The organism is Massilia sp. MP_M2, assembly GCF_039123635.1.
GTDB lineage: Bacteria > Pseudomonadota > Gammaproteobacteria > Burkholderiales > Burkholderiaceae_D > Telluria.
Map to the genome: position 1 here is coordinate 390494 of NZ_JBCHJF010000001.1, position 23243 is coordinate 413736.

The window sequence follows — 23243 nt, forward strand, 5'->3', positions numbered from 1 at the left end:
ACTTGCGCTTACTTGCGCTTACTTGCGCTTGACGCTGCCGAATGCTTCACCCTTCTTCCAGGTTGGCATGCCAGGTGCGTTCGCGACCGCGTAACCCAGGTTGAGCGTGAACTGGGCTTGCTGCACCATGCCGGACAAATCCCACTCCGGCCGGTATGCATCGCTGACCTGGTGGTAGTGGTCCTTGAAGCCCTTGATGTTGGTGCTCGACGCATTCTGGTGCTGTTCGAACTCGAAGTGACCATCGCCCGAGAATACGGCCGAGCCGACGTTAAACGCCGGCACGCCCGCCTTGGCGAACGCGAAGTGGTCGGCGCGGAAGTAGGCCCCCGACATGTCCGGCGTGCTTGGCGCGATCTTCAGGCCCATCGACTTTGCCACCTGGCTCGAGGTCTCGTACAGACTGCTGCGCTCCGCGCCGGCGACGCCGATATCGCGGGTGCGGCCGACGAAGTTCAGGCTGTCGAGATTGAGGTCGGCGGCCGTTTGCGCCAGCGGCACGACCGGGTTGGCGACATACGCGGCCGCTCCCAGCAGGCCCTGCTCTTCGGCGGCAGGCCATAAGAAGATCTGCGTGCGCTTGGCCGGCTTCTTGACCGCTTCGGCCGCCATCACCAAGAGTGCGGCGGTGCCCGATGCGTTATCGATTGCGCCGTTGTAGATGCGGTCGGCCTTCAGATCGTCGCCCGCTTTCAGTTCGGCCATGCCCATGTGATCCCAGTGCGACGAGTACACGACGGCCTGCGCTTTCAGTTTGGCGTCGGTGCCGGGCACGATGCCGATCACGTTGAATTGCTCGACCGGCCGGATCACCGAGCGCAATTCGACGTGGCCCGCGACCTTCAGGTCGACCGGCCGGAAGTCGCGGCGCTCGGCCTGCGCGCGCAGCTTGTCGAGGTCATGGCCGCCGGCGGCGAACAGCTCACGCGCGGTGTCTTCGTGCAGCCAGCCTTCCATCGGATTGCCCGGGCCCTTGAGGCCGAAGCGCTCGTTGCCGAAGCCATTGGCCGGCACGCTCCACGGATACGAACTCGATGGCGTCGTGTGGATCAACAGGACACCGGCGGCGCCGCGGCGCGCGGCTTCCTCGAATTTGTAGACCCAGCGGCCGTACCAGGTATAGGCCTTGCCAGCGAAGCGGTTCGGCTCCTCGGCCGTCGGCTGGGGATCGTCGACCATCATGACGAGGATCTTGCCCTTGGCGTCGAGACCCTTGTAGTCGTCCCATTGTTCTTCTGGCGCTGCCGCGCCGTAGCCGACGAAGACCAGGGGCGCATCGAACGACAGGTTCTCGTTGCCGCTCTTGGTGCCCATGACGATGCCCTTGCCCAATTCCGGCTTGAAGGTCTTGCCGCCGGCGCTGAAGGTGGCGCTGCCACTGAGAAGCTTGCTGCCTTCGATGTCGACCTTCTGGCGATAACCGCCGCCGGGGATGGGCTTCAGGCCAATCAGGGCGGCCTGGGTTTCCAGATAGCGCACGGCCAGGTCGCCGCCACGCTGGCCGGTGCCGCGGCCTTCGAGCAAGTCGTCAGCAAGGAAGGACAGGTGGGCGCGCAGTGCGGTCTCGGAGACGGCGGCTGGCTGCTGGGCATGCGCAGCGTGGGAGACGGAAAAAATGCAGGCGCTGACGGCCAGGGCAAGAGGATGAAGTCGCATCGAGGCTTTCGTGACAGGATGATGGAAAAGCCATCTTAACCCGTCACACATCGAATGCGCCAAGATGCCCCGTCGTGCTTGGCGACACCAAGGGGCGCACCCATCGGCAGCCAAGGCTGCCCCAACAACTAGGGTCAGTGTAGATTTGTTGGGCAATTACCCAAAGTTGTCAAACAATTCGACTCCGACCCTAATTTATTCTTGCGGAAACTCTTGCAAATTAATTAGGGTCAGAGTCAAATTATTGAGCAATTGATCGCCATTTTTCGATGATTTTATTCCTTTTTCCACTGAATCGATGACACTGCGCCTTTAAAAGATTCGTGGATCTTTCTTATTGCCATAGAGTTCAGCAATGCAAGAAAATCATGACTGAAAAAGACAGATTCACCCGGGGTCAGAGTAGATTTATTGGGCAATTACCGAATGTTGTCAAACAATTCGACTCTGACCCTAATTTATATATTTAGAAAGTCTTGCAAAATAATTAGGGTCAGAGTCGAATTAACTGACAACTTCGAAAATTGCTTTTTAATTCTACTCTGACCCTAATTTATTTAACATTGGTTTGGGGATTTATTAGCCGAGCCAGAGGCGGTAGCCGACGCCGGTTTCGGTGAGGAGGTGGCGGGGTTGGGCGGGGTCGGGTTCGAGTTTGTGGCGCAGGTGGCCCATGTAGATGCGCAGGTAGTGGCCGCTTTCTGCGTGGCCGGGGCCCCACACGGCGCGCAGCAGCTGCGGGGTGGTCATCACGCGGCCGGCGTTGCTGACCAGGACGGCGAGCAAGCGGTATTCGGTGGGGGTGAGGTGGACGTGTTCGCCGTTTCTCGTGACCGAACGTTCCTGCAGGTCCACCGAGACGTCGCTGAAGTGGGTCTTGTTGTCGCCGCCGGCGGCGGGTTGGCGCTGGCGGCGCAGCGTGGCGCGCACGCGTGCGAGCAGTTCGCCGGTGCCGAAGGGTTTCGTCAGGTAGTCGTCGGCGCCGGCGTCGAGCGCACGGATTTTCTCGCCCTCGGCCACGCGCGCCGACAGCACAATGATCGGCACCACCGACCACTTGCGCACATCGTGGATGAAGTCGATGCCGTCGCCGTCCGGCAGGCCGAGGTCGAGCACGATCAGGTCGGGGCGGCGCGTACCGGCGTCGATCAGGCCGCGCGCCATGCTCACCGACTCGTGCACCTGCCAGCCTTCCTGTTCGAGCGCGGCGCGCACGAAGCGGCGGATCTGCGGCTCATCCTCGACCAGCAGTGCGCAAGGGGCATCAAGCATCGTTCGTCTCCATCGACAGCAAGTCCAGTTCGGGGGGGCTGCCGGCTGGCAGCGAGAACACGAAGCCGGCGCCGCCCAGGGTTGATGCGCAGGCGCGGATCGCGCCGCCATGCGCGCCGACGATCGCGCGGCAGATCGCCAGGCCCAGGCCCACGCCGGGCAGCGCCGATTCGCGCTCGCCGCGGGTGAATTTCTCGAAGATCGCTTCTTCGCTGCCGGCGCGCAGGCCCGGACCATTGTCGCTCACCGTGACGTCGACCCAGTCCCCGCGCGCCAGCGCTGCGATCTCGATGCGCGAGCCGGCCGGCGTGTATTTTGCGGCATTTTCAACGAGGTTGCACAGCACGCGTTCTATCAGTACGGCGTCGAACCGCACCAGCGGCATGCCGGGTGGCAGGCGCACCGTCACCGTGTGCTGGCGCAGCGCAGCGCTACAGGCGCGCAGTGCGCTGCCGATGACTTCTTCGAGCGCCTGCCATTCCAGGTTGAAGCGCACTTCGCCGCTTTCGATGCGCGCCATGTCCAGCAGGTTCGCCACCAGGGTCCCCATGCGCATCGCTTCGTCGTGCAGCGCCTGGGCCAGCGCCAGCGATTTATCCGGCAGTGCCGGCTCGCCCCGCAGCAGCGACTCGGACAAGCCGACCAGCGCTGTCAGCGGCGTGCGCAGGTCGTGCGACAACGCCGCCAGCAGCGAATTGCGCAGGCGCTCCGATTCCATGTTCACCAGCGCCGCTTGCGCCACCTCGACATAGTGCACGCGCTCGAGCGCGATCGCAGCCAGCGCCGCCAACGCGTCGAGCTGGCGGCGCTGCTCGGGGATCAGGACCCAGCGCCCGCCTTCCGGCTCGATCGCCAGCACGCCGCGCGTGCGCATCGGCGCCACCAGCGGCAGATAGAACAACGGGCACGCCGGCAGCGTGTCCGTGCCCAGCCCCGCCGGTTGCGCATGGTCGTATGCCCACTGTGCGATGCCCAGGTCGACGTTGCCGGGCGCCGTGCCGGGCGCGCTGCCATCGTCCGCCGGCGGCATGCCGAGCCGCTCGTCGGCAGCGGGCACCAGCAATGTGGCGCGCGCACCGAACGCATTCTGGATCACGGCGCGGCTGGACTCGAACACCTGCGACGCCGCCAGCGCGCCCGACAACTCGCGCGCAAATTCATACAGCGCGCGCACGCGCCGCTCGCGCTGCGCCGCCACGCGCGCCTGGAAACGCAGGCCGGCCGTCAGGTGCCCGGTGATCAGGCCCACGGCCAGCATCACGGCAAACGTGATCAGGTACTGCACGTCGCTCACCGCGAAATCGAAACGCGGCGGCACGAAGAAGAAATCGAAGCTGGCCACGCCGACGCAGGTGGCAGTGACCGATGGCGCGCGCCCGAAGCGCATGGCCACGAGCAGCACCACCAGCAAGAACAGCATGACGATATTGGCCAGATCGAGCCACGGCCGCAGCGGCGTGGCCACCAGCGCCGTGAGCAGACTCGCGCCGGCAGCCCACGCATGCGGCAGCAAGGGCTGATGCGGCGGCGCTGCCGCAGCCGCCGCCGTAGTGCTGTTGACTGCAGCCGGTGGCACGGCCGGCTGTCCGATCTCGATCAGGTCCATGCCCGGCGCAAGCCGCGCAAGCCGGCGCGCCGTGCGCCGGCGCCACGGCCAGCGCGAGCCATCCCGGCCCAGCGCGATGCGCGACAGGTTATGGTCACGCGCATAATCGAGCGTGCTGGCCGCGATGTCTTCGCCCGACAGCACGGCCGTGGTCGCGCCCAGGCTGTGCGCGAGCTTGAGCGTGTTCATGATGCGCGCCCGCGCGGCCTCGGGCAGCTTGCCCAGGCGGGCCGTCTCCACATACACCGCATGCCAGCCGGTACCCAGTTGCGACGCCATGCGCGCACTGCTGCGCACGACGTGTTCGGCGTGGCTCCCCGGCCCGAGACACACCAGCAGGCCGGCGCCGGTCTTCCAGATCGCGTCGATCGATTGCGCTTCGCGCCAGGCGCGCACGTCGCCTTCGACGCGGTCGGCCGTGCGGCGCAGCGCCAGTTCGCGCAGCGCGATCAGGTTGCCCTTCTTGAAGAAATTACCGGCGGCGCGCTCGGCCTGCTGCGGTTGATACACCTTGCCCTCTTTCAGCCGCGCCAGCAGCGCGTCGGCCGTCAGGTCGACCATCACGATTTCATCGGCGCTGTCGAACACGCGATCTGGCACCGTCTCGGCCACGCGGATGCCGGCGATGCCGCCCACCACGTCGTTCAGGCTTTCCAGGTGCTGCACGTTGATGGTGGTGAGCACGTCGATGCCTGCCGCCAGCAGTTCTTCGACGTCCTGCCAGCGCTTGGGATGGCGCGAACCGGGCGCATTCGAATGCGCCAGTTCGTCGACCAGGATGACGCCGGGCGCACGCGCCAGCGCGGCATCGAGGTCGAATTCGTCGAGCGTCTTGCCGCGATAATCAATGCGCCGCCGCGGCAGCAGGTCGAGCCCGTCGAGCAGGCGCGCTGTCTCTGTGCGTCCGTGGGTTTCGATCACGCCCACCAGCGGCGCGGCGCCATCGCGCTGCAGCTTGCGCGCCTCTTGCAGCATGGCGTAGGTCTTGCCCACGCCCGCCGAGGCGCCAAAATAGATGCGCAGGCGGCCGCGCGCGGCGCGCCGGTCCTGCTCGCGCAGTTGCGCAAGCAGTGCGTCAGGGTCGGGTCGCTGGTGGTCGTGCGGCATGGTCTAGCGAGTATGCCCGCTTTCGCGGCTGCTGGCCACGCTGGCCACGCCGGCCGCCTGGTCCAGCGCCAGGTTCAGCGCCAGCACGTTCACGCGCGGCGCGCCTGGCAGGCCCGGCAGGGGCAGCTCGGTGTGCCGTTCGATCAGCGCGCCGACCCGTTCGACCGGCATGGCGCGCGCACGCGCCACGCGCGCCGCCTGATACTGCGCGCCCGCCACGCTGATTTCGGGATCCAGACCGCTGGCCGACGCCGTCACCAGGTCGACCGGCACCGGCGCCGTGTTGGAAGGATCGAGTGCGCGCAGCGCAACGACGCGGCCCTTGACCGCTTCCTGCAGGGCCGGATTGAGCGGGCCCTGGTTCGAGCCGCCCGAGCCGCCGCCGTTATTGGCCATCGGGCCGGTGGCCGATGGACGGCCCCAGAAGTAGCCCGGCGTACTGAACGACTGGCCGATCAGCGCCGAACCAACGGTCTTGCCATCCCGTTCGATCAGGCTGCCGTTGGCCTGCACGGGAAACGCCGCCTGGGCGATCCCGGTTACGGCCAGCGGATAGAGCACGCCGCAAATCAAGGTGAGCACCGCGAACAGCACGAGTGCGGGGCGAAGAATCGATTGCATGAAAACTCCTAGGTCAAATTGAGCGCAGTGAGCGCCATGTCGATCAGCTTGATACCGGCGAACGGCAGCAGCAGACCGCCAAGGCCATAAATCAGCATGTTCCGGCGCAGCAGCGCAGCCGCGCCGATGGCGCGATAGCGCACGCCGCGCAGCGCCAGCGGGATCAGGACCACGATGATCAGGGCATTGAAGATCACCGCCGACATGATGGCCGACGATGGGCTGGTCAACCCCATCACGTCCAGCGCCTTCAGCTCGGGATAGGTGGCGACGAACATGGCCGGCACGATAGCGAAGTACTTGGCGATGTCGTTCGAGATCGAGAACGTGGTGAGCGCGCCGCGCGTCATCAGCATCTGCTTGCCGATTTCGACGATCTCGAGCAGCTTGGTCGGATTCGAATCCAGGTCGACCATATTGCCGGCCTCCTTGGCCGCCTGCGTGCCCGAGTTCATGGCCACCGCGACGTCGGCCTGGGCCAGCGCCGGCGCGTCATTGGTGCCGTCGCCCGTCATTGCCACCAGCTTGCCTTCGCTCTGATAGGTGCGGATCAGCGCGAGCTTTTCTTCCGGCGTGGCTTCGGCAATGAAGTCATCGACCCCGGCTTCGGCCGCAATCGCCGCCGCCGTGAGCTTGTTGTCGCCCGTGACCATCACCGTCTTGACGCCCATGCGGCGCAGTTCGGCGAAGCGTTCGCGGATGCCGCCCTTGACGACGTCCTTGAGTTCGACCACACCCATCACGCGGCTGCCATCGGCCACCACCAGCGGCGTGCTGCCACGGCGCGACGCTTCATCGACGCTGCGCTCCACGTCGCCCGGCCAGGCCGCGCCGAGCGATTCCATATGACGCCGCAGCGCCGAGGCGGCGCCCTTGCGCAACTGCCGCTCACCCAGGTCCACGCCACTCATGCGCGTCTGCGCCGTGAACGGCACGAACACCGCGCCGAGCGACTCCATCGCCCGCTCGCGCAGATTGAAGCGGTTCTTGGCCAGCACCACGATGCTGCGGCCTTCCGGCGTCTCGTCGGCCAGCGAGGCCAGTTGCGCTACATCGGCCAGTTCTTCTTCGGTCACGCCGGGCGCCGGCAGGAAGGCAGCGGCCTGACGGTTACCGAACGTGATGGTGCCGGTCTTGTCGAGCAGGAGCACGTCGACGTCGCCGGCCGCCTCTACCGCGCGACCCGACGTCGCAATCACATTGGCCTGCAACATGCGGCTCATGCCGGCCACGCCGATGGCCGACAGCAGGCCGCCGATCGTGGTCGGGATCAGGCACACCAGCAGCGCCACCAGCGCGGTGAGCGTCACCGGCGCGCCGCTGCCGGATGCCTGCACTGCAAACAGCGAGAATGGCAGCAGCGTCACCGTCACCACCAGAAACACGATCGTCAGCGCGACGAGCAGGATGGTCAGCGCGATCTCGTTCGGGGTCTTCTTGCGCGAGGCGCCTTCGACCATGCCGATCATCCGGTCCAGGAACGTCTCGCCGGGATTGGCACTCACTTGCACCACCAGCCAGTCCGACAGCACGCGGGTGCCGCCGGTGACCGAGCCGAAGTCGCCGCCCGATTCGCGGATCACGGGCGCCGATTCGCCGGTGATGGCGCTTTCGTCGACCGAGGCCACGCCATCGACCACTTCACCGTCCACGGGAATCACGTCCCCCGCTTCGGCCAGGAAGAACATGCCCTTGCGCAGATCGCCCGACGGGCAGGCCTGCCATGGCTCGCCATGCTTTGGCGCTTCGAGCTTCTTGGCCGTCACGGTCTGACGCAGGTTGCGCAGCGACGCTGCCTGCGCCTTGCTGCGGCCTTCGGCCAGCGCTTCCGCGAAGTTCGCGAACAGCACTGTAAACCACAGCCAGACGGCGGTGGCCAGGATGAAGCCGGCGCTCGTTTCGCCGTGGCCGGCCAGCGCCTGGAACCACAGCAGCGTCGTGATGATGCTGCCGATGTAGACGACGAACATCACGGGGCTGCGCAGTTGCGTGCGTGGATGCAGCTTCTTGCATGCGTCGAGCATCGCCGGCCACACCAGCGCGCCGTCGAACAGGTTCAGCGACTTGCGCGGCGCCTGGACCGGGGTTGCTTCAGTTGCGTTGGTAATCGATTGATCCATTCTCATTCTCCGAACAATTGCAGGTGTTCGACCACGGGACCGAGCGCCAGCGCCGGGACGTAATTGAGGACACCGACCAGCACGACGATCGCGGCCAGCATGGCGACGAACATCAGGCCGTGGGTGGGCAAGGTGCCGGGTGTGGTGGGCAGGCGCTGGCGGCTGGCCAGGGACCCTGCAATCGCCAGCACCGGCACGATCACGGCGAAGCGGCCGAACCACATGGCCACGGCCAGCAAGGTGTTGTAGAACGGCGTGTTGGCCGACAAGCCCGCAAACGCGCTGCCGTTGTTGTTGGCGGCAGACGTCAGCGCGTACAGGATTTCGGAGAAGCCGTGCGCGCCCGGATTGGCCACGCCGGCCGCGCCAAGACCGGTGGTGACGGCCAGCGCGGTGCCCAGCAAGACCAGGCACGGCGTGACCAGGATGACGACGGCGACCATCTTCATCTCGAACGCGCCAATTTTCTTGCCCAGGTATTCCGGCGTGCGGCCGATCATCAGGCCGGCGATGAACACCGTCAGGATCGCGAACACCAGCATGCCGTACAGGCCCGAGCCCACGCCGCCGAAGATCACTTCACCGAACTGCATCATCACCATCGGCACCATGCCGCCCAGTGGCGTGAACGAATCGTGCATGGCGTTGACTGCGCCGCACGATGCAGCCGTGGTCACCACCGCGAACAGGCTCGATCCGGCGATGCCGAAACGGGTCTCCTTGCCTTCCATATTGCCGCCCGACTGCAGGCTGCTTGCCGCCTGGTCGATGCCCAGTGGCGTAAGCAGCGGATTGGCTTGCTGCTCGGCGGAGAAGGCCCCGATGGCCGCGATCACGAAGATCAGCGTCATCGTGCCCAGCACGGCCCAGCCCTGGCGGACGTCGCCCACCATACGGCCGAACGCGAAGCACAGCGCGGCCGGGATCAGGAAGATGGCAATCATTTGCGCGAAGTTCGATAGCGCGGTCGGGTTTTCAAACGGGTGCGCCGAGTTGGCGTTGAAGTAGCCCCCGCCATTCGTGCCCAGCATCTTGATGGCTTCCTGCGAAGCGACCGGGCCCATGGGAATGACCTGCGTGTCGGCGCGGGTCTCGACTGCCGCCTTGCCATCGCTGGACGGCTGCGTGTACGCGACCGGCTCGAGCACCTGCGCTTCGGCGTGCGGCGCCAGGCTCTGCACCACGCCCTGCCCCACCAGGAACACGGCCAGGATCACGGACAGCGGCAGCAGCACGTACAGCGTCGAGCGCGTGACGTCGACCCAGAAATTGCCGATCGCACCGGCCGAACGGGCAGCAAAGCCGCGGATCAGCGCGAACGCGACGGCGATGCCGGTGGCGGCCGAAAAGAAGTTCTGGCCGGCCAGGCCGACCATCTGGGTCAGGATGCTCATCGTCTGCTCGCCGCTGTAGCCTTGCCAGTTGGTGTTGGCGACGAAGCTGACGGCAGTGTTGAAGCTCGAATCGGGGCTCACGCCCGCCATGCCTTCAGGGTTGAGCGGGAGCCAGCCCTGCAGGCGCTGCAAGCCGTAGACAAAGACCACGCCCACCGCATTGAAGGCGATCAGCGCCAGCGCATAGGCTTTCCAGCCCTGGGCGGCGCTGGCAGAGGGGCCCGCAGCGCGGAACATCGCGCGCTCGATGCCGCCGGCCCAGCCCAGGCCGGGCACGGCACCTGGTTTGATGTCGGCGGCGCCGACGCGCGCCAGCAGTGCGCCCAGCAGCCAGGCCAGCGCCAGCAGCACGACCAGAAACAGCGCGAGCAGCGGCAGGAACTGCGTCATCAGTTCATGGGTGGGCATCACATGTCCTCCGGCTTGAACAGGGCGATCAGGAGATAGACCAGGAGCGCGCAGGCGGCCAGGCCGCCGATCACGTAGGAGAGATTCATTGCTTGCCTCCGAGGAGTCCGCAACCGCTCACCAGGAGGCAAGTCAGGCGGACAAACACCAGGAGCGCGCCGAGATAGATAAGATCCATGGACGTTCGCTTTCAGCGTGGTTGTTATTCTGGTGGTGCGGTCTAGAACGTGCGGCTGACGGTCAGCTGCAGCGCGTCGCGGCCGGTGAACTTGCCGTTTCTTGGCGAGGCGTACGCGCTCTTGTCGGCGTTGGTGCCGACATACGCGACGGCGACCGTGGCCAGCGCGAAGCTGCGCGAGGCGCCGATCTTCCAGTCGGTGTAATCGGCGGCCGGGTTGTTGTCCACACGCTGGCGGCCCGCGTGCAGCAGCACCGTGACGCCATGGCCAGCATCGAGACTGGCGCCGATGTCGAGGTAGCTGCTCCCCTCGCTGTCGACGAAGCCGAACAGGTTCGTGGTGGCGTGCGAATACTTGATATAGGCCGGGCCGTAACCCAGTTGCGCATACACCTCGGTGGTGTTGGCATTGACGAAGCCGGCGACCTGGCCCAGGCCATTGTCGGGATACAGGTAGCGCAGCACGCCGACGTCGTACGCCAGACCCGAGGACTGGCCGACCGCGAGCTCGCCGCGCTTGCCGGCGTACAGGTCGATCTCGACGTCGCCATCGCCCCCGGCGTCCTTCGCGAACTTGACGGTCGAGCCCCAGGCGCCGACGTACCAACCCGTGGCATGAACATAGTCAAGACCACCCTGCAGCGCCGGCTGCAGGCGCGTCTGCGAAATGCCGCGGTAGCGGTAATCCGACGTGATCGCGGCGTTGAAGGTGATGGGGGATGCCGCTGCGGAAGGTTCGACCAGCGCGACGCTGTCGGTGGTCTGGGCGTGCGCGGCGCCGCTGATGGCCAGCATGGCGGCGGCTGCCAGGACGGCGCGGCGCGCTTGTATCGATGCGTTCATGGTGTCTGCTCGTGGTTGTGTTGAAACCCATGCAGCGCACGATAGCGCGGCATGGAACACGAGCAGGTTAGCGATTCAGGCGTAAAAACCGGGTATAAAGCGCGGCCCCCGATGTATACGTGATGTAAACGTCGGCCTTAAAGCAGTGGCCCTTAACGCAGCGGCTGCGCGCGCAGCCAGTCCATGTATTTGGCCACGCCGGTGGCCGCGTCGGTAAATGGCTCGTCGTAGCCGGCCGCGCGCAGCGCCGAGATGTCGGCCTGCGTGAAGCTCTGGTACTTGCCCTTCAATTTGTCCGGGAACGGCAGGTACTCGAGCAGGCCCTGCTCGACGATCTCGTGCAGCGTCAAGGCCGGCTTGCCTTCGTTGGCCAATGCGTTGGCCGTGGCCACCGCCAGGTCGTTGAACGGCTGCGCGCGGCCGGTACCCAGGTTGAAGATGCCGCGCTGTTCTGGATGGTCCAGGAAGAACAGGTTGACCTTGACGACGTCGTCGATGTAGACGAAGTCGCGCATCTGCGCGCCGGCTTCGTAACCGTCGTTGGCGCCGAACAGCCGCACCTTGCCGTCCTTCAGGAACTGGTGGTACTGATGGAACGGCACCGACGCCATCGTGCCCTTGTGCCCTTCGAGCGGTCCGTAGACGTTGAAGTAGCGCAGGCCGACGACCTGGCTGCCCGCATCCTTGCCCTTGCTTGCCCAATAGCGGCGCAGGTACTGGTCGAACAAAAATTTGGAGTAGCCATACACATTCAGTGGCCGCTCGAGTGGCCGCTCTTCACGAAACACGGTGCCGGCGCCATACACGGCGGCCGACGACGCGTAGATGAACGGGATGTCCTGGCGCTGGCAGAATTCGAACAACGCGACCGTGTAGTCGTAGTTATTCTTCATCATGTAGCGGCCATCGGTCTCCATCGTGTTCGAGCACGCGCCCTGATGCAGCACGGCCGTGAACTTGTTGTCGAATTCACCGGCCTTCAGGCGCACCAGGAAGTCTTCCTTGTCGGCGTAGTCCGCGATCTCGGCGTCGACGATGTTATGGAATTTTTCGGGCCGCGACATATTGTCGACGGCGAACACGCTGAACGGCTGGCGCGCTGACAGAGCGTGCACGAGGTTCGCGCCAATAAAACCTGCGGCGCCGGTAACCAGAATCATGATGGGGTCCTCTGTTAAATCGTTTGGCTTGCCCGCGTCACGCGGCGGCAAGCATGGATTGCAAGGGCTGCCAGACAGCCTGGGGCAGGATCTGCTTCATGCAGTGTTGGTGGCCCAGCGGGCATTCGCGTTGCTGGCAGGGCGAGCATTCGATGTGCAGCCACAGGATCTGCGCCAGTTGCGACAGCGGCGGCGTGTGGCGCGGATCGGTCGGGCCATAGATGGCGACCACGGGCCGCCCCAGCGCCGCGCCGATGTGCATCAGGCCCGAATCGTTCGTGACCACGGCAGCGGCGCGCGAGATCAGCGCAATGGCTTCTGCCAGCGAGGTCGAACCGGCCAGATTGTGCGCCTGTGGCGCGATGGCGGTGATCTCGTCGCAGACCGCGCGGTCTTTCGGTGAGCCTAGCAGCAGGATCTGCACGTCCGGGCGATGGGCCAGGATCGTCTGCGCCAGCTCGGCAAAGTACGTGGATGGCCAGCGTTTGGCCGGGCCGAATTCGGCGCCCGGCGCAAACACGACGTGTGCACCGCCCGGCAGTTGCAGGCGCGCGAGCGCGGCCTGTGCTTCCTCGGGCGCCACCGCCATCACGGGTTCAGGCAGGCGCTCGGGCCGCGCCAGGTCGCGCACCGGCGCGTCGGCCAGCGCCTGGTAGAACTGGGCCATGGGGCGCGGCGCGGCCTTGTCGTCGTGGTGCATGACATTGACCAGGCCATAGCGCATCTCGCCCTTGTAGCCCACGCGGCGCGGGATGCCGGCCAGCCAGGGGATCAGCGCGAACTTGAGCGTGTTGGGCAAGACGTACGAGTCGGCGTAGCCGCGCGCGCCGAGCATCTTTGCGAACGCCTTGCGCTCTTTCCACTGCAGCGCGCCATGCTTGAACGGCGACTCGAGCACCGTGTCGACTTCGCGCATCGCGCGCCAGACCGGGGCGACCCAGGTGGGCGCCACGACATCAATCGGCCGCTCGGGATGGCGCTCCCGGAGCCGGCGCAGCAAGGGCTGGGCCATGACGGCGTCGCCGATCCAGTTGGGGGAAATGACAAGGGTGCGCGGCATGGTGTTCATCAATCTTGGGCGAGAGGCACAGGCCGCGATTATAACAATCGTGCGCAATGTGTCGCGCCGCCCGGCCAGATGGACAAATTGACCAAGCGTCGCCTCGGGCGCGCTCCCAGGACTATAATTTGCCGATGCACAGGCTACGCACAACCCGCGCGCTGTATGGCTGGACCGTCCTCGTGGCGTTCCTGTTTGGCCTGTTCACGCCCGTGCTGTCGCATGCCATGGCCCTGGCCAACGGGCAGCCGGCCAACACCTACCTGGCCGAGATTTGCAGCGCCAGCGGCACCCGCCACGTACTGGTCGTGGATGCAGCGAGCCAGACGACGGCGCCGCCGGTGCCGGACATGTCGCACTGTGATTTGTGCTGCTCGCACCAGCACGCCGTCATCGCGCCGCCGCCCTACGCCGGCGCGCTGCTGGTGGCAAGCCTCGAGCGCGATCCCTACCCACCCCTGTTTTATCAGGCGCCACGCCCGCAATTTGCCTGGACAGCTGCGCAATCGCGCGGGCCGCCTTCGTCGTTCTCCTGATCCGTCCCCACTTTTAATTCCGGCGGCGCACGTGCGTGCATCGCCGGCGGACCATGCGTGACGCGGTGTTGTTGCCCGTCGCGCGCACAGGAAACGCAATGACCTTATGTCTTCACGCCCGGCCGCGCACGATCGCGCTCGCCCTGGGCTGTACGTTTATCATCCAGGCACACGCCCAGACCATCCCCACCGTCGAAATCACGGCTAACGCACCGCGCGCCGGCAGCCTGCTCGACCTCGACACGCCGCTCGATACCGCCAGCCGCCTGGGATTGACCTCGCGCGAAACCCCGGCCACGGTCACTGTTGTCGACCGCGCACTGATCGACGTGCGCGGCGCCCAGGACACGCAGGAAATCCTGCGCGCCATCCCCGGCGTGACCGCCCACAATGCGCCGGGCAATATCGGCGTGAGCTACCGGGGCTTCGGCAGCGGCTCGATCAGCCAGCTGTTCAACGGCATCAACGTCCAGTACGCGATTGCCGCGCGCCCCGTCGACAGCTGGATCATCGACCGGGTGGAAGCCATCGGCGGGCCGTCGAGCTTCCTGTTCGGCTCGGGCGCCGTCGGCGGCTCGATCAACTACATCACCAAACTGGCCGAGGCGCGCGAATTTTCACAGGCCCAGGTGCGGCTTGGCGCGCATGGGTTGAAAGAAGCGTCGGTCGGCCTGAATCGCCAGCTGCAAGATGGCCACTACGCGCGCATCGACATCAACCACCGCGACACCGGCAGCCCGATCGACGGGGTCGAGAGCCGCTCGACCCAGCTGTCGGCGTCCCTGCTGTCGCAGTTCGGGCGCGGCGTGACGCACACGCTGGCCTACGAATTCCAGCAGGAAGACGTGGACCGGCCGTACTGGGGCACGCCGCTGGCCAACCCGATCGCCGGCCAGGCGCGCATTCTCGAGCCCACGCGCTTCAAGAACTACAACAGCGCCGATGGCGTCTACGACCAGCGCGTGCACTGGCTGCGCTCGATCGGCAAGTGGCAGGTCGGCGACGCGCTGCAGGTCACGAACACGCTGTACGTCTACGATGCGCTGCGCGACTATCGCAACGTCGAAACCTACCGCTTCAACCCGCCCAACACGGCCGTGATCCGCTCGGGGGCCCTGCTCCAGCGCCACGACCAACGCATGGTCGGCGATCGCCTCGACGGCGTGTACCAGAGCCGCATCGGCGCGCGCCGCAGCGACTGGGCTTTTGGCCTGGACGTCAGCGTCAACAAACAGACGCGGTTCCCGAACAGCCTGCCCGCCACAGTCAGCACGGTCGACCCGTACGACTTCGTCACCGAACGTTTCTTCGCGGTGCCGGGCATGAGCCCGGGCTTCCGGCCGGACCGCGACAACAAGGTCACGACGACCGCGCTGTATGTCGAGAACCGCACGGCGCTGGTGCCCAACCTGAACCTGGTCAGCGCGCTGCGCCACGAGCGCATCGAACTCGATCTGACCAACCGCCGCGAGGTGACGAGCGCCAGCCCGGCCAGCTTCGCACGCAGCTACACGCCGACGACGGGCCGCCTGGGCCTGGTGTGGGACGTCACGCCCGCCATGAACCTGTATGCGCAAACTGCGACGGCGGCCGATCCACCGTCCGGCGTGCTGTCGACCGCCTCGTTCGCGGACGTGCGCAACAACAGCGAACTGACCACCGGGCGCCAGTTTGAAGTGGGCAGCAAGCTGGGATTCTGGGACGGCAAGGGCACGGCAACGCTGGCCGCGTACCACATCACGCGCAAGAACATCGCGACGCAGGACCCGGACAACAGCGCCCTGACCCTGCTCGTGGGCAAGCAGACGTCACAAGGCGTCGAACTGGCCGTCGGCCTGCAGCCGACGCGCCGCCTTGGCCTGCAAGGCAACGTCACCTACGTGGATGCGCAATACCAGAACTACCGCCAGGGCAACGTGTCGCTGGCCGGGAAGACGCCGGTCAACACGCCATCAACCGTGGCCAACCTGTGGCTGTCGTATGCCATCACGCCGGCGCTGCAGACGAACGTCGGCGTGCGCCGGGTCGGCAAGGTGTATGCGGATGCGGCCAACACGCTGTACTGGCCGGCCTATACGTTCGTCGACCTGGGCCTGTCGTATCAGGTGACCCGCGACGTCACGCTGGTCGGGCGCGTGCGCAATCTGACCGACCGGATCTACGCCGCCAACGTGAACAGCACGATGGCGTACCTGGGCGCGGCGCGCACGGCGGACGTGTCGCTGCGCGTGGCGTTCTGACGGGGAGTCCGGCATGAAGGCACAACTCAAGCGCTGGCTGTTCCTGACCCACCGCTGGCTGGGCATCGGTGGCTGCGTGCTGTTTGCGATGTGGTTCGCATCGGGCATCGTGATGATGTACGTCGGCTACCCGAAACTGACCGACGCCGAACGCCTGGCGCATCTGCCGGCGCTGTCGCAAAAAGCGCCGCTGCTGGCGCCGGCCGTGGCGCTGGCCAGGACCGGCGTCACAGGGCCGCTGGACGGGTTGCGCCTGGCCGCATCGCGTGGCGGGCGCGCCGTGTATGTCGTCACGCCGGTGCCCGTGGCCGGTGCGAAGAGCGGTGCCATCGTCATCGACGCCATCAGCGGTGCGCGTCTGGCATCGGCGAATGCGGCCCAGGCACTGGCCAGCGCTGCCGCCTGGGCCGGCCCCGGCGTGACCGTGCATTACCAGGACGTCATCGATGAAGACGCGTTTACCCATTCGCGCGGACTCGATGCGCAGCGGCCGCTGCACCGGGTCGAGGTGATTGACGCCGATCGCACGCTCTTGTACGTGTCCGGCAAGAGCGGCGAAGTCGTGCGCGACGCAACGCGCAGCGAACAACTGTGGAATTATGCCGGCGCCTGGATCCACTGGCTGTATCCGTTTCGCGGCAATGTGTTCCAGCCTTACTGGACCAGTATCGTCAATTACCTGGCGATTGCCGGCATCGCTGCTGCGCTGTCGGGCACCGTGGCCGGCATCCTGCGCTGGCGCTTTCGCGCGCCGTACCGCAGCGGCGCGCGCACGCCGTACCCGGGCGCGATGATGCGCTGGCACCACGTAACGGGCCTGCTGTTCGCGCTGGTGACGATCGCGTGGATCTTCAGCGGCTTGATGTCGATGAACCCGTGGCGCATTTTCGATACCGGCGCGCCGAAGCTGCGCATGGAGGCATTGCAGGGCGGGCCCTTGACGCTGACGGGCCAGGACGCCGCGCCGCCAGCGCTGCTGGCCGCCAGCAGCGGCGCCATGCGCGAGCTGCGCTGGGTGCGCGTGCTGGGCCAGAACCGCGTGCTGGCCTACAGCGCGGGCGGCGCGCCGCAGGTGCTGGACAGCCACGCCGCGCGCCCGGTGACGCTCGATGCGGCGGGGCTGCGGGCTGCGGCCGCGCGCCTGGTCGACGCACCCGTCGCGCGGGTGGAGCAACTGGGCACGTACGACCTGTATTACTACGCGCGCGATGCACACACGATGATGGGCGGCGCGGCCAGGCCGCTACCGATACTGCGCCTCGTGTTCGCCGATGCGCATGCGACCTGGGTGCATCTCGACCCGCATACGGGGGCGGTGCTGGGTCACATCGACAGCGGCAAGCGCACCAGCCGCTGGCTGTTCGCGATGCTGCATTCGTGGGACTGGCTGCCGCTGCTCGAGCGGCGTCCGCTATGGGACATCGTGCTCGTCGTGCTGAGCCTCGGTGGGTTGCTGCTCAGCGTGACGGGCGTGGTGATCGGGTGGCGCCGGCTTGGCAAAAAGCTGCGCACTGCGGGCGTCAACCCGCCGCGGGCCGCCGCGCCTGCGCAGCATCCGGTGCCGGCAGCCGGTCGACGTGGTTGATGGTCACCAGGCGCACGAACGACAGCACGCGGATGACGAGCCAGCCCGCATCGAACTCCCACCACTTCATCGACAGCTTGGCCGAGGCCGGGTTGGCGTGGTGGTTGTTGTGCAGTTCGGCGCCGCCGAAGATGATCCCGATCGGGAAGAAGTTGCGTGACCCTTCCTTGGTCTGGAAGTTACGGTAGCCCACCACGTGGAAGATCCCGTTGATGAAGCCCGAGGCCCAGAATGGCAGGATCGAAAACTGGAACAGCCAGATCAGAAAGCCGTTCGTCACGCCGAACGCCAGCATCTCGAGCGCCAGGAACAGGAACGCGCCACGGAAGCGGTGCTTCGTGTACAGGTGCGCGTCCATCCAGTCTTCCTTGATGCCCACGCCGTAGGCCTTGATCAGGTCAGCGTTGCGCGCCGCCTTCCGGTACAGCAGCGTGCCCTTGGTCAGGATGGTCCACAGGCCGTGGATGTGCGGGCTGTGCGGGTCGTCGACCGTGTCGCACTTGGCGTGGTGCTTGCGGTGCACCGCCACCCAGGCCTTGGCGGTCACGCCGTAGGTCGTCAGCCAGATCCACAGGCGAAACAGCTGGCACAGCAGCGGGTGAAACGTGATCGCGCGGTGGCTGCGCGAGCGGTGCAGATACAGTTCGCTGGCAAACACGGTCATGATGTACGACGCGGCCATGGTGAGCGCGAGGCCCGTTGCGGTGAGCTGGATGAATCCTTCGAACACGTTGTTTCTCCCTGTTGTACACGGTCTGTGGACGTAATGACGTCCTGACGATGCAGCAAGAGTAACGTGCGACTACTGGTTTCTAATGGTTGAGCAGAGCGGTATTTCGGGGCCTGTTTTACATGCCAAATGCGTCCCCTTCCACCGCGCGTCAGCCGATCATGCCGAGCGCCCTGACCTGCTTCACCCACTGTGGATACTCGTTCATCAACAGGTCGTACAGCGCGGCGTCGGGGTGCTCGTCGGGCGAGGCCACCGAGAAGAAGTCGGCATTGTCGACCAGGCGCCCATCGAGCTCGTCGAGCTTTTCCAGGAACGGGAAATCCGAGTCGGCAAAGCTGGCCAGCGCCTTGGCTTTCGACTTGCGGCCCTTGCCGATGCCCATGAACTGCCAGAAGATCGGCTCGCGGCTGGCCCAGCGCAGCTGGCGCTCGGTCAGCGGCTTGTCGGACGTCGAACCGTCGGTAACGAACATCACGTACACCGGCACGGCGGCCTTGGCAACCGCACGGCGCTCGCCGCCGCGCGCATCCGGAAAGTAGTGGCGGCGCACCGCTTCGATCGCGGCGCCGTAGCGGGTGTCGCCTTCGAGCGGGTGCCGCGCAATGATGCCCTTGATGTAGTTCGGCCAGTTCGACAAGCCCATTGCCTCGCCCTGATGGACGTTGCGGCCAAACAGGAACACGTCGATCTCGCCATCGTCATCGAAGCGGCAGCCCAGCGCCAGAATGCGCTCGGCGAATTTCTGCACCAGACCCTTGCTGTACAAGGCACTCATCGAACCAGAGATGTCGAGCACCAGGCAGACCTTGGCGCGGTGCTGCGCGAGCCCCGCTTTTTCGAGCGACACGGCAGCCGACTTGACCAGGTTGACCAGCTGCGGCGCAGCCTGGGCCACGCGCTTTTCGAGGTCGACCGATGATGTTGAAGGCATCGGAGGCGCCTCCTCCGCCACTGCGCCGCCGAAGTGACGCACCAGCGCATCCAGCCCGCCATTGAAGCCCTGGCCCACCGCCATAAAGCGCCAGCCGCCATCCTTGCGATACAGCTCGCCCAGCATCACGGCACGCTCGCTGGCGAAGTCGCTGCCGCTGAACGCGAAGCGCGCGAATTCGCCCTGCGGGCCAACCAGGCGCAGGTAACCTGTCTGCAGCTGCGCCATCGTCGCTGCGCCATCGGTGCTGGCAACGATGCTCACGCGCTCGACCCAGCCAGGTAGCCGCGCGAGTTGAAAACTGAAGCCCGCAGCATCCTGACCCACCACGCCCAGCGCCACGCCGCCGCACGGCGTCGCGCTCTGGTTGAAGAAGGTCATATAGCGTTCGTCGGCCAGCTTGCCGGTGGCGTCCAGCGCAAAGCACGCTACGTCGAGCACCAGGCCCTGGGCCGACACGCCCGTCTGAACAACGCCATCTGGCGCTATGGTGGACAGGGGCAGGCGCTGGCCCCGGGAGAGTGCTTGCATGGTGGCGTCCCTATCGTGAAACGTTCGTTCAACCGGGTATTACAGTGGAGCGGCGATACGCGTGACCAGCACCGAGGCGATGCGCCGTTCCAGCACCTCTTCGACTTCCATGCGCAAGCCGTCGATCTCGATGCCGTCGCCCACCAGCGGCAAGGTGCCGAAGCGCTCGAGCATCAGGCCGGCCAGCGACGTATAGTCGTCGGTGTCGCCCACCAGCGCGTCCACCTCGAGCACCTGTTCCAGGTAGTGCAGGTCGGCCGTGCCATCCACGCGCCAGCGCCCGCCGCCCAGGTCCTGCACCACGGGCTGTTCGTCTTCGTCGGGGAACTCGCCGGCGATGGCTTCGAGGATGTCGATCGGCGTGACCAGACCCTGTAAAGTGCCGTATTCGTCGGCGATGATGACCAGCTGGCCGTGCGAGCGCTTGAGGCGGTCCATCACCTTGAGCACGCCGCTGGCGTCGGGCAGGATGATCGGCACGCGGATATGGTTCGCATCGATCGCGCCCGACAGCGTCAGGTCAGCGATCAGATCCTTGGCGCGCGCGACACCGATCACTTCATCGAGCTCGCCCCGGCAGACCGGGAAGAAGCCGTGCGGCGTGGCCAGGAGCTGGGCGCGGATCGTGTCGGCGTCGTCCTCGATATTGATCCACGAGATGTCCGCGCGGTTGGTCATGATCGAACGCACCGAGCGCTGCGACAGGCTCAGGACCCCGCTGACCATATTGCGCTCTTCGAGCTCGAAGGTCGGCTCGTCGGGCTTTTGCTTTTGCTGCTTGTTCGTCACCGTCTCCGGCTCGTCGCCCGGCTCGATCCCGCGCGTGCTGCCCAACAGGCGCAGCACCGCGTCGGCCGTGCGATCGCGCAGCGGGATGTGCGCATCCTGCTTGACGAAGTTGCGGCGCGCCAGCTGGTTGAGCAGTTCGATCACGACCGAGAAGCCGATCGCGGCGTACAGATAACCCTTGGGAATATGGAAGCCCAGGCCTTCGGCAATCAGCGACAGGCCGATCATCAACAGGAAGCTCAGGCACAGCACGACGACGGTCGGATGCGCGTTGACAAAGCGCGTGAGCGGCTTGGAGGCGAACAGCATGACGCCCATCGAGATCACGACGGCGGCCATCATGACACCCAGCTCGTCGACCATGCCGACGGCAGTGATCACGGCGTCGAGCGAGAACACGGCGTCGAGCACGATGATCTGCGCGACGACGGCCGCAAAGCTCGCATAGGCGCGCTTGCCGGTGGCGACGTGCAGCTTGCCTTCGACGCGCTCGTGCAGCTCCATCGTGGCCTTGGCCAGCAGGAAGAAGCCACCCACCAGCAAGATGAGATCACGCCCGGAGAACGACAGCGGGCCGAGGTCAATCAGGGGCGCGGTGAGCTTGACGAGCCAGGCAATCACGGTGAGCAGGCCCAGGCGCATGATCATGGCGAGCGACAGGCCGACAAGGCGGGCTTTATCGCGCTGGTGCGGGGGGAGTTTGTCCGCCAGGATGGCGATGAAGATCAGGTTGTCGATGCCGAGGACGATCTCGAGCACGACAAGGGTGAACAAGCCGACCCAGATATTTGGGTCAAAAAGCCATTCCATTAGGTGGTTTCGGTAGTGATTGGCTCGTTATTGTACGCGATCACGCCGTCAATCAACCAGATCCGGGGCGCCGCCGTTGTATTGGCGTCGCCCTTCAAAAAGGCCGCCCGGCTGCCGGTTTGGCTGGCGCCGCCGGCAGCAGCGGCTCGATCAACTGGTGGGTCAGCGTGGGCGCGAACGGTGCACGGATCGCGTCACGCTCATCAGCACGCGTGTCCCGTCTGAAGCGAAGGCAGAGTCAGGCACGAGAGGCGGGTCTCACCACGGCCAGTTCGGCGTTGACCCGGACGTTCGTGGCGTTCACGCCGCTTTGCTCGTAGGACTTGAAGGTGAGATTCACGCCCGGACGGAAGATCAGGCAATGGGTTGATCCACCAAAATGGAACATGCCAAGCTCGTCGCCCTTCTCGACATGCTGCCCCGGCTGCACGGTGATGTCACAGCTCGAAACTTCCGCCATGCCGACCGGCATCACGCACATCAGCCCGATATCCGGGTTGTCTGCCTCGATGAAAATCAGGGCGCGCGTGGCGACGGCCGTCAGGAACGCTTGCGAATTGTTGGGCGCGCTTTGATCGGCCCCGTTCGGATCGTAGAAGCCTTGCTGCAGGTTCTCGAGGTAATAGGCCCCGTTGACCACATAGGCTTTCTTGATGGTGCCGCTGACCGGGCTGTGCCAGCGGTGATAGCTGAGTGCACTGAGAAAGGCCTGGTAGACCGTGGCGCCTTCGCCACCCGCAAATTGTGGCGTGTACTCATCCCAATTGAGCATGTTCTCCAGCGAGTAGCGCTGGTCCTTGAGCCAGAACGCGTCGGACAGCGCCACATTGCAGGTGATGGCGAGCGGGCCCGACTCGCAAGCATTCACGATGATGCTGTCGTCGCCCACGGCGCTGACGGGACGCACGCCGTCGCGGAACGTGCGGGTGAAAAAGTCGTCCCACGAGCGGAAACCATAATAGGGGTCGGCCGGATTGCAGTTGAAGACCTGTGCAAAGGTGGCATCCGTGGTGATGGGGTTGGGTGCTGGCCCGAACGCGGTCTGGGCAGCGCTCACCATCTCTGCCTGCACGGTCGGATTCAGCCACGCGAGGGCTCCGCTCGCGGGATCATCCTGCGTCAGCACGTAGCGCGACGCCTCCGTGCCCAGGAAGACCGACCAGTACTGCAGAATTTTCTTGAATTGCTGGTTGACGAGCGCGTTCGAGAACACGTCATACCCGAACGACGTGCCCATCGGCCAGTCGAGCAGGGCATTGATGGGAAAGCCGATCAAACCGGCGGCCCCCTGCTGCCCGTTCGATTCGGCTTGATACGCCTCCGGGGCGGTGCACATGATCGCATTGAGTAGCGCCAGGAAATCCTCGAAGTTCAGGGGCTCCGCCTGCCAACCGAGCGGCGTACTCTTCTTGAGGAAGTGCGCCTCGGCGAACATGCCTTGCACATTCGCGTACAGCACCGGATCGCCATACACCATCTGCTGGAATACCGCGATGGGTTCGATCAGGGCTTGTGGCGACGCTTCGACTTTTCTCCTGAGCTTTTGTATCCAGAGGTCAGTATGATCTGGGTCGTGCGGTAGCCAGCCACCGAGGCGGGCATCGCTGACTTTGCTGATCGTGCGAACTGGTTTGGTCATGACCTGCTCCTTCGTCAAATGGAG

At 65.5% G+C, this 23243-nt stretch carries 17 protein-coding genes; 3 read left to right on the forward strand and 14 right to left on the reverse strand.

The annotated features are described in order from the left end of the window. Positions 1 to 18: 18 nt before the first annotated feature. The 10 genes from RCH14_RS01745 to waaF all read right to left on the reverse strand — a co-directional run bounded on the left by RCH14_RS01745 (position 19) and on the right by waaF (position 13425). On the reverse strand, positions 19 to 1656 hold the full coding sequence (locus RCH14_RS01745) for a M28 family peptidase (protein ID WP_343024438.1): 1638 nt from the start codon (positions 1654 to 1656) through the stop codon (positions 19 to 21). A gap of 579 nt (positions 1657 to 2235) precedes the next feature. Further along, positions 2236 to 2928, reverse strand: coding sequence for a two-component system response regulator KdpE (kdpE, locus tag RCH14_RS01750; RefSeq protein WP_343024439.1), 693 nt, complete (start codon positions 2926 to 2928; stop codon positions 2236 to 2238). After that, positions 2921 to 5641, reverse strand: a complete 2721-nt coding sequence (locus RCH14_RS01755) for a DUF4118 domain-containing protein (protein WP_343024440.1) — start codon at positions 5639 to 5641, stop codon at positions 2921 to 2923. The genes kdpE and RCH14_RS01755 overlap by 8 nt, the downstream gene beginning before the upstream one ends. Positions 5642 to 5644: 3 nt before the next feature. Then, the gene (gene kdpC, locus RCH14_RS01760) at positions 5645 to 6262 is read right to left on the reverse strand and encodes a potassium-transporting ATPase subunit KdpC (RefSeq protein ID WP_343024441.1); all 618 of its coding nucleotides are present in this window, start codon (positions 6260 to 6262) and stop codon (positions 5645 to 5647) included. An 8-nt stretch (positions 6263 to 6270) separates the two neighbouring features. After that, on the reverse strand, positions 6271 to 8382 hold the full coding sequence (gene kdpB / locus RCH14_RS01765; protein ID WP_343024442.1) for a potassium-transporting ATPase subunit KdpB: 2112 nt from the start codon (positions 8380 to 8382) through the stop codon (positions 6271 to 6273). 2 nt (positions 8383 to 8384) lie between these two features. Next, positions 8385 to 10184: a potassium-transporting ATPase subunit KdpA gene (kdpA, locus tag RCH14_RS01770; protein WP_407070037.1), complete on the reverse strand. Its 1800-nt coding sequence runs from the start codon at positions 10182 to 10184 to the stop codon at positions 8385 to 8387. Continuing rightward, a complete protein-coding gene (locus RCH14_RS01775; RefSeq protein ID WP_332530337.1) occupies positions 10184 to 10273 on the reverse strand; it encodes a potassium-transporting ATPase subunit F in 90 nt (29 codons plus the stop codon). The genes kdpA and RCH14_RS01775 overlap by 1 nt, the downstream gene beginning before the upstream one ends. 131 nt (positions 10274 to 10404) lie before the next feature. Beyond that, entirely contained in the window at positions 10405 to 11205 is an 801-nt protein-coding gene (locus tag RCH14_RS01780) for a TorF family putative porin (protein ID WP_343024443.1), read from the reverse strand. A gap of 152 nt (positions 11206 to 11357) precedes the next feature. Then, entirely contained in the window at positions 11358 to 12368 is a 1011-nt protein-coding gene (rfaD, locus tag RCH14_RS01785; protein WP_343025028.1) for an ADP-glyceromanno-heptose 6-epimerase, read from the reverse strand. Positions 12369 to 12402: 34 nt separating this feature from the next. Then, positions 12403 to 13425 carry a lipopolysaccharide heptosyltransferase II gene (gene waaF / locus RCH14_RS01790; protein WP_343024444.1) on the reverse strand — a complete coding sequence of 341 codons (1023 nt, stop codon included), beginning with the start codon at positions 13423 to 13425 and terminating at the stop codon, positions 12403 to 12405. 134 nt (positions 13426 to 13559) lie between these two features. Here waaF and RCH14_RS01795 point away from each other — a divergent pair, with 134 nt between their 5' ends. From RCH14_RS01795 to RCH14_RS01805, 3 genes are all read left to right on the forward strand, one after another. Beyond that, positions 13560 to 13961: a DUF2946 domain-containing protein gene (locus tag RCH14_RS01795; protein WP_343025029.1), complete on the forward strand. Its 402-nt coding sequence runs from the start codon at positions 13560 to 13562 to the stop codon at positions 13959 to 13961. A 98-nt stretch (positions 13962 to 14059) separates the two neighbouring features. Beyond that, positions 14060 to 16201, forward strand: a complete 2142-nt coding sequence (locus RCH14_RS01800) for a TonB-dependent receptor (protein ID WP_343024445.1) — start codon at positions 14060 to 14062, stop codon at positions 16199 to 16201. A 13-nt stretch (positions 16202 to 16214) separates the two neighbouring features. Then, on the forward strand, positions 16215 to 17786 hold the full coding sequence (locus RCH14_RS01805; RefSeq protein ID WP_343024446.1) for a PepSY domain-containing protein: 1572 nt from the start codon (positions 16215 to 16217) through the stop codon (positions 17784 to 17786). Here the strand turns inward: RCH14_RS01805 and RCH14_RS01810 are convergent. The 4 genes from RCH14_RS01810 to RCH14_RS01825 form a co-directional block, all read right to left on the reverse strand. After that, a complete protein-coding gene (locus tag RCH14_RS01810; protein ID WP_343024447.1) occupies positions 17722 to 18516 on the reverse strand; it encodes a fatty acid desaturase in 795 nt (264 codons plus the stop codon). The genes RCH14_RS01805 and RCH14_RS01810 overlap by 65 nt on opposite strands. A 151-nt stretch (positions 18517 to 18667) precedes the next feature. After that, positions 18668 to 19981, reverse strand: a complete 1314-nt coding sequence (locus tag RCH14_RS01815) for a VWA domain-containing protein (RefSeq protein WP_343024448.1) — start codon at positions 19979 to 19981, stop codon at positions 18668 to 18670. A 39-nt stretch (positions 19982 to 20020) separates the two neighbouring features. Continuing rightward, positions 20021 to 21580, reverse strand: coding sequence for a TerC family protein (locus RCH14_RS01820; RefSeq protein ID WP_343024449.1), 1560 nt, complete (start codon positions 21578 to 21580; stop codon positions 20021 to 20023). Between the two features lie 238 nt (positions 21581 to 21818). Further along, positions 21819 to 23219 (reverse strand): phophatidylserine decarboxylase associated domain-containing protein, encoded by a 1401-nt coding sequence (locus RCH14_RS01825; protein WP_343024450.1) that lies wholly within the window; start codon positions 23217 to 23219, stop codon positions 21819 to 21821. Positions 23220 to 23243 lie beyond the last annotated feature (24 nt).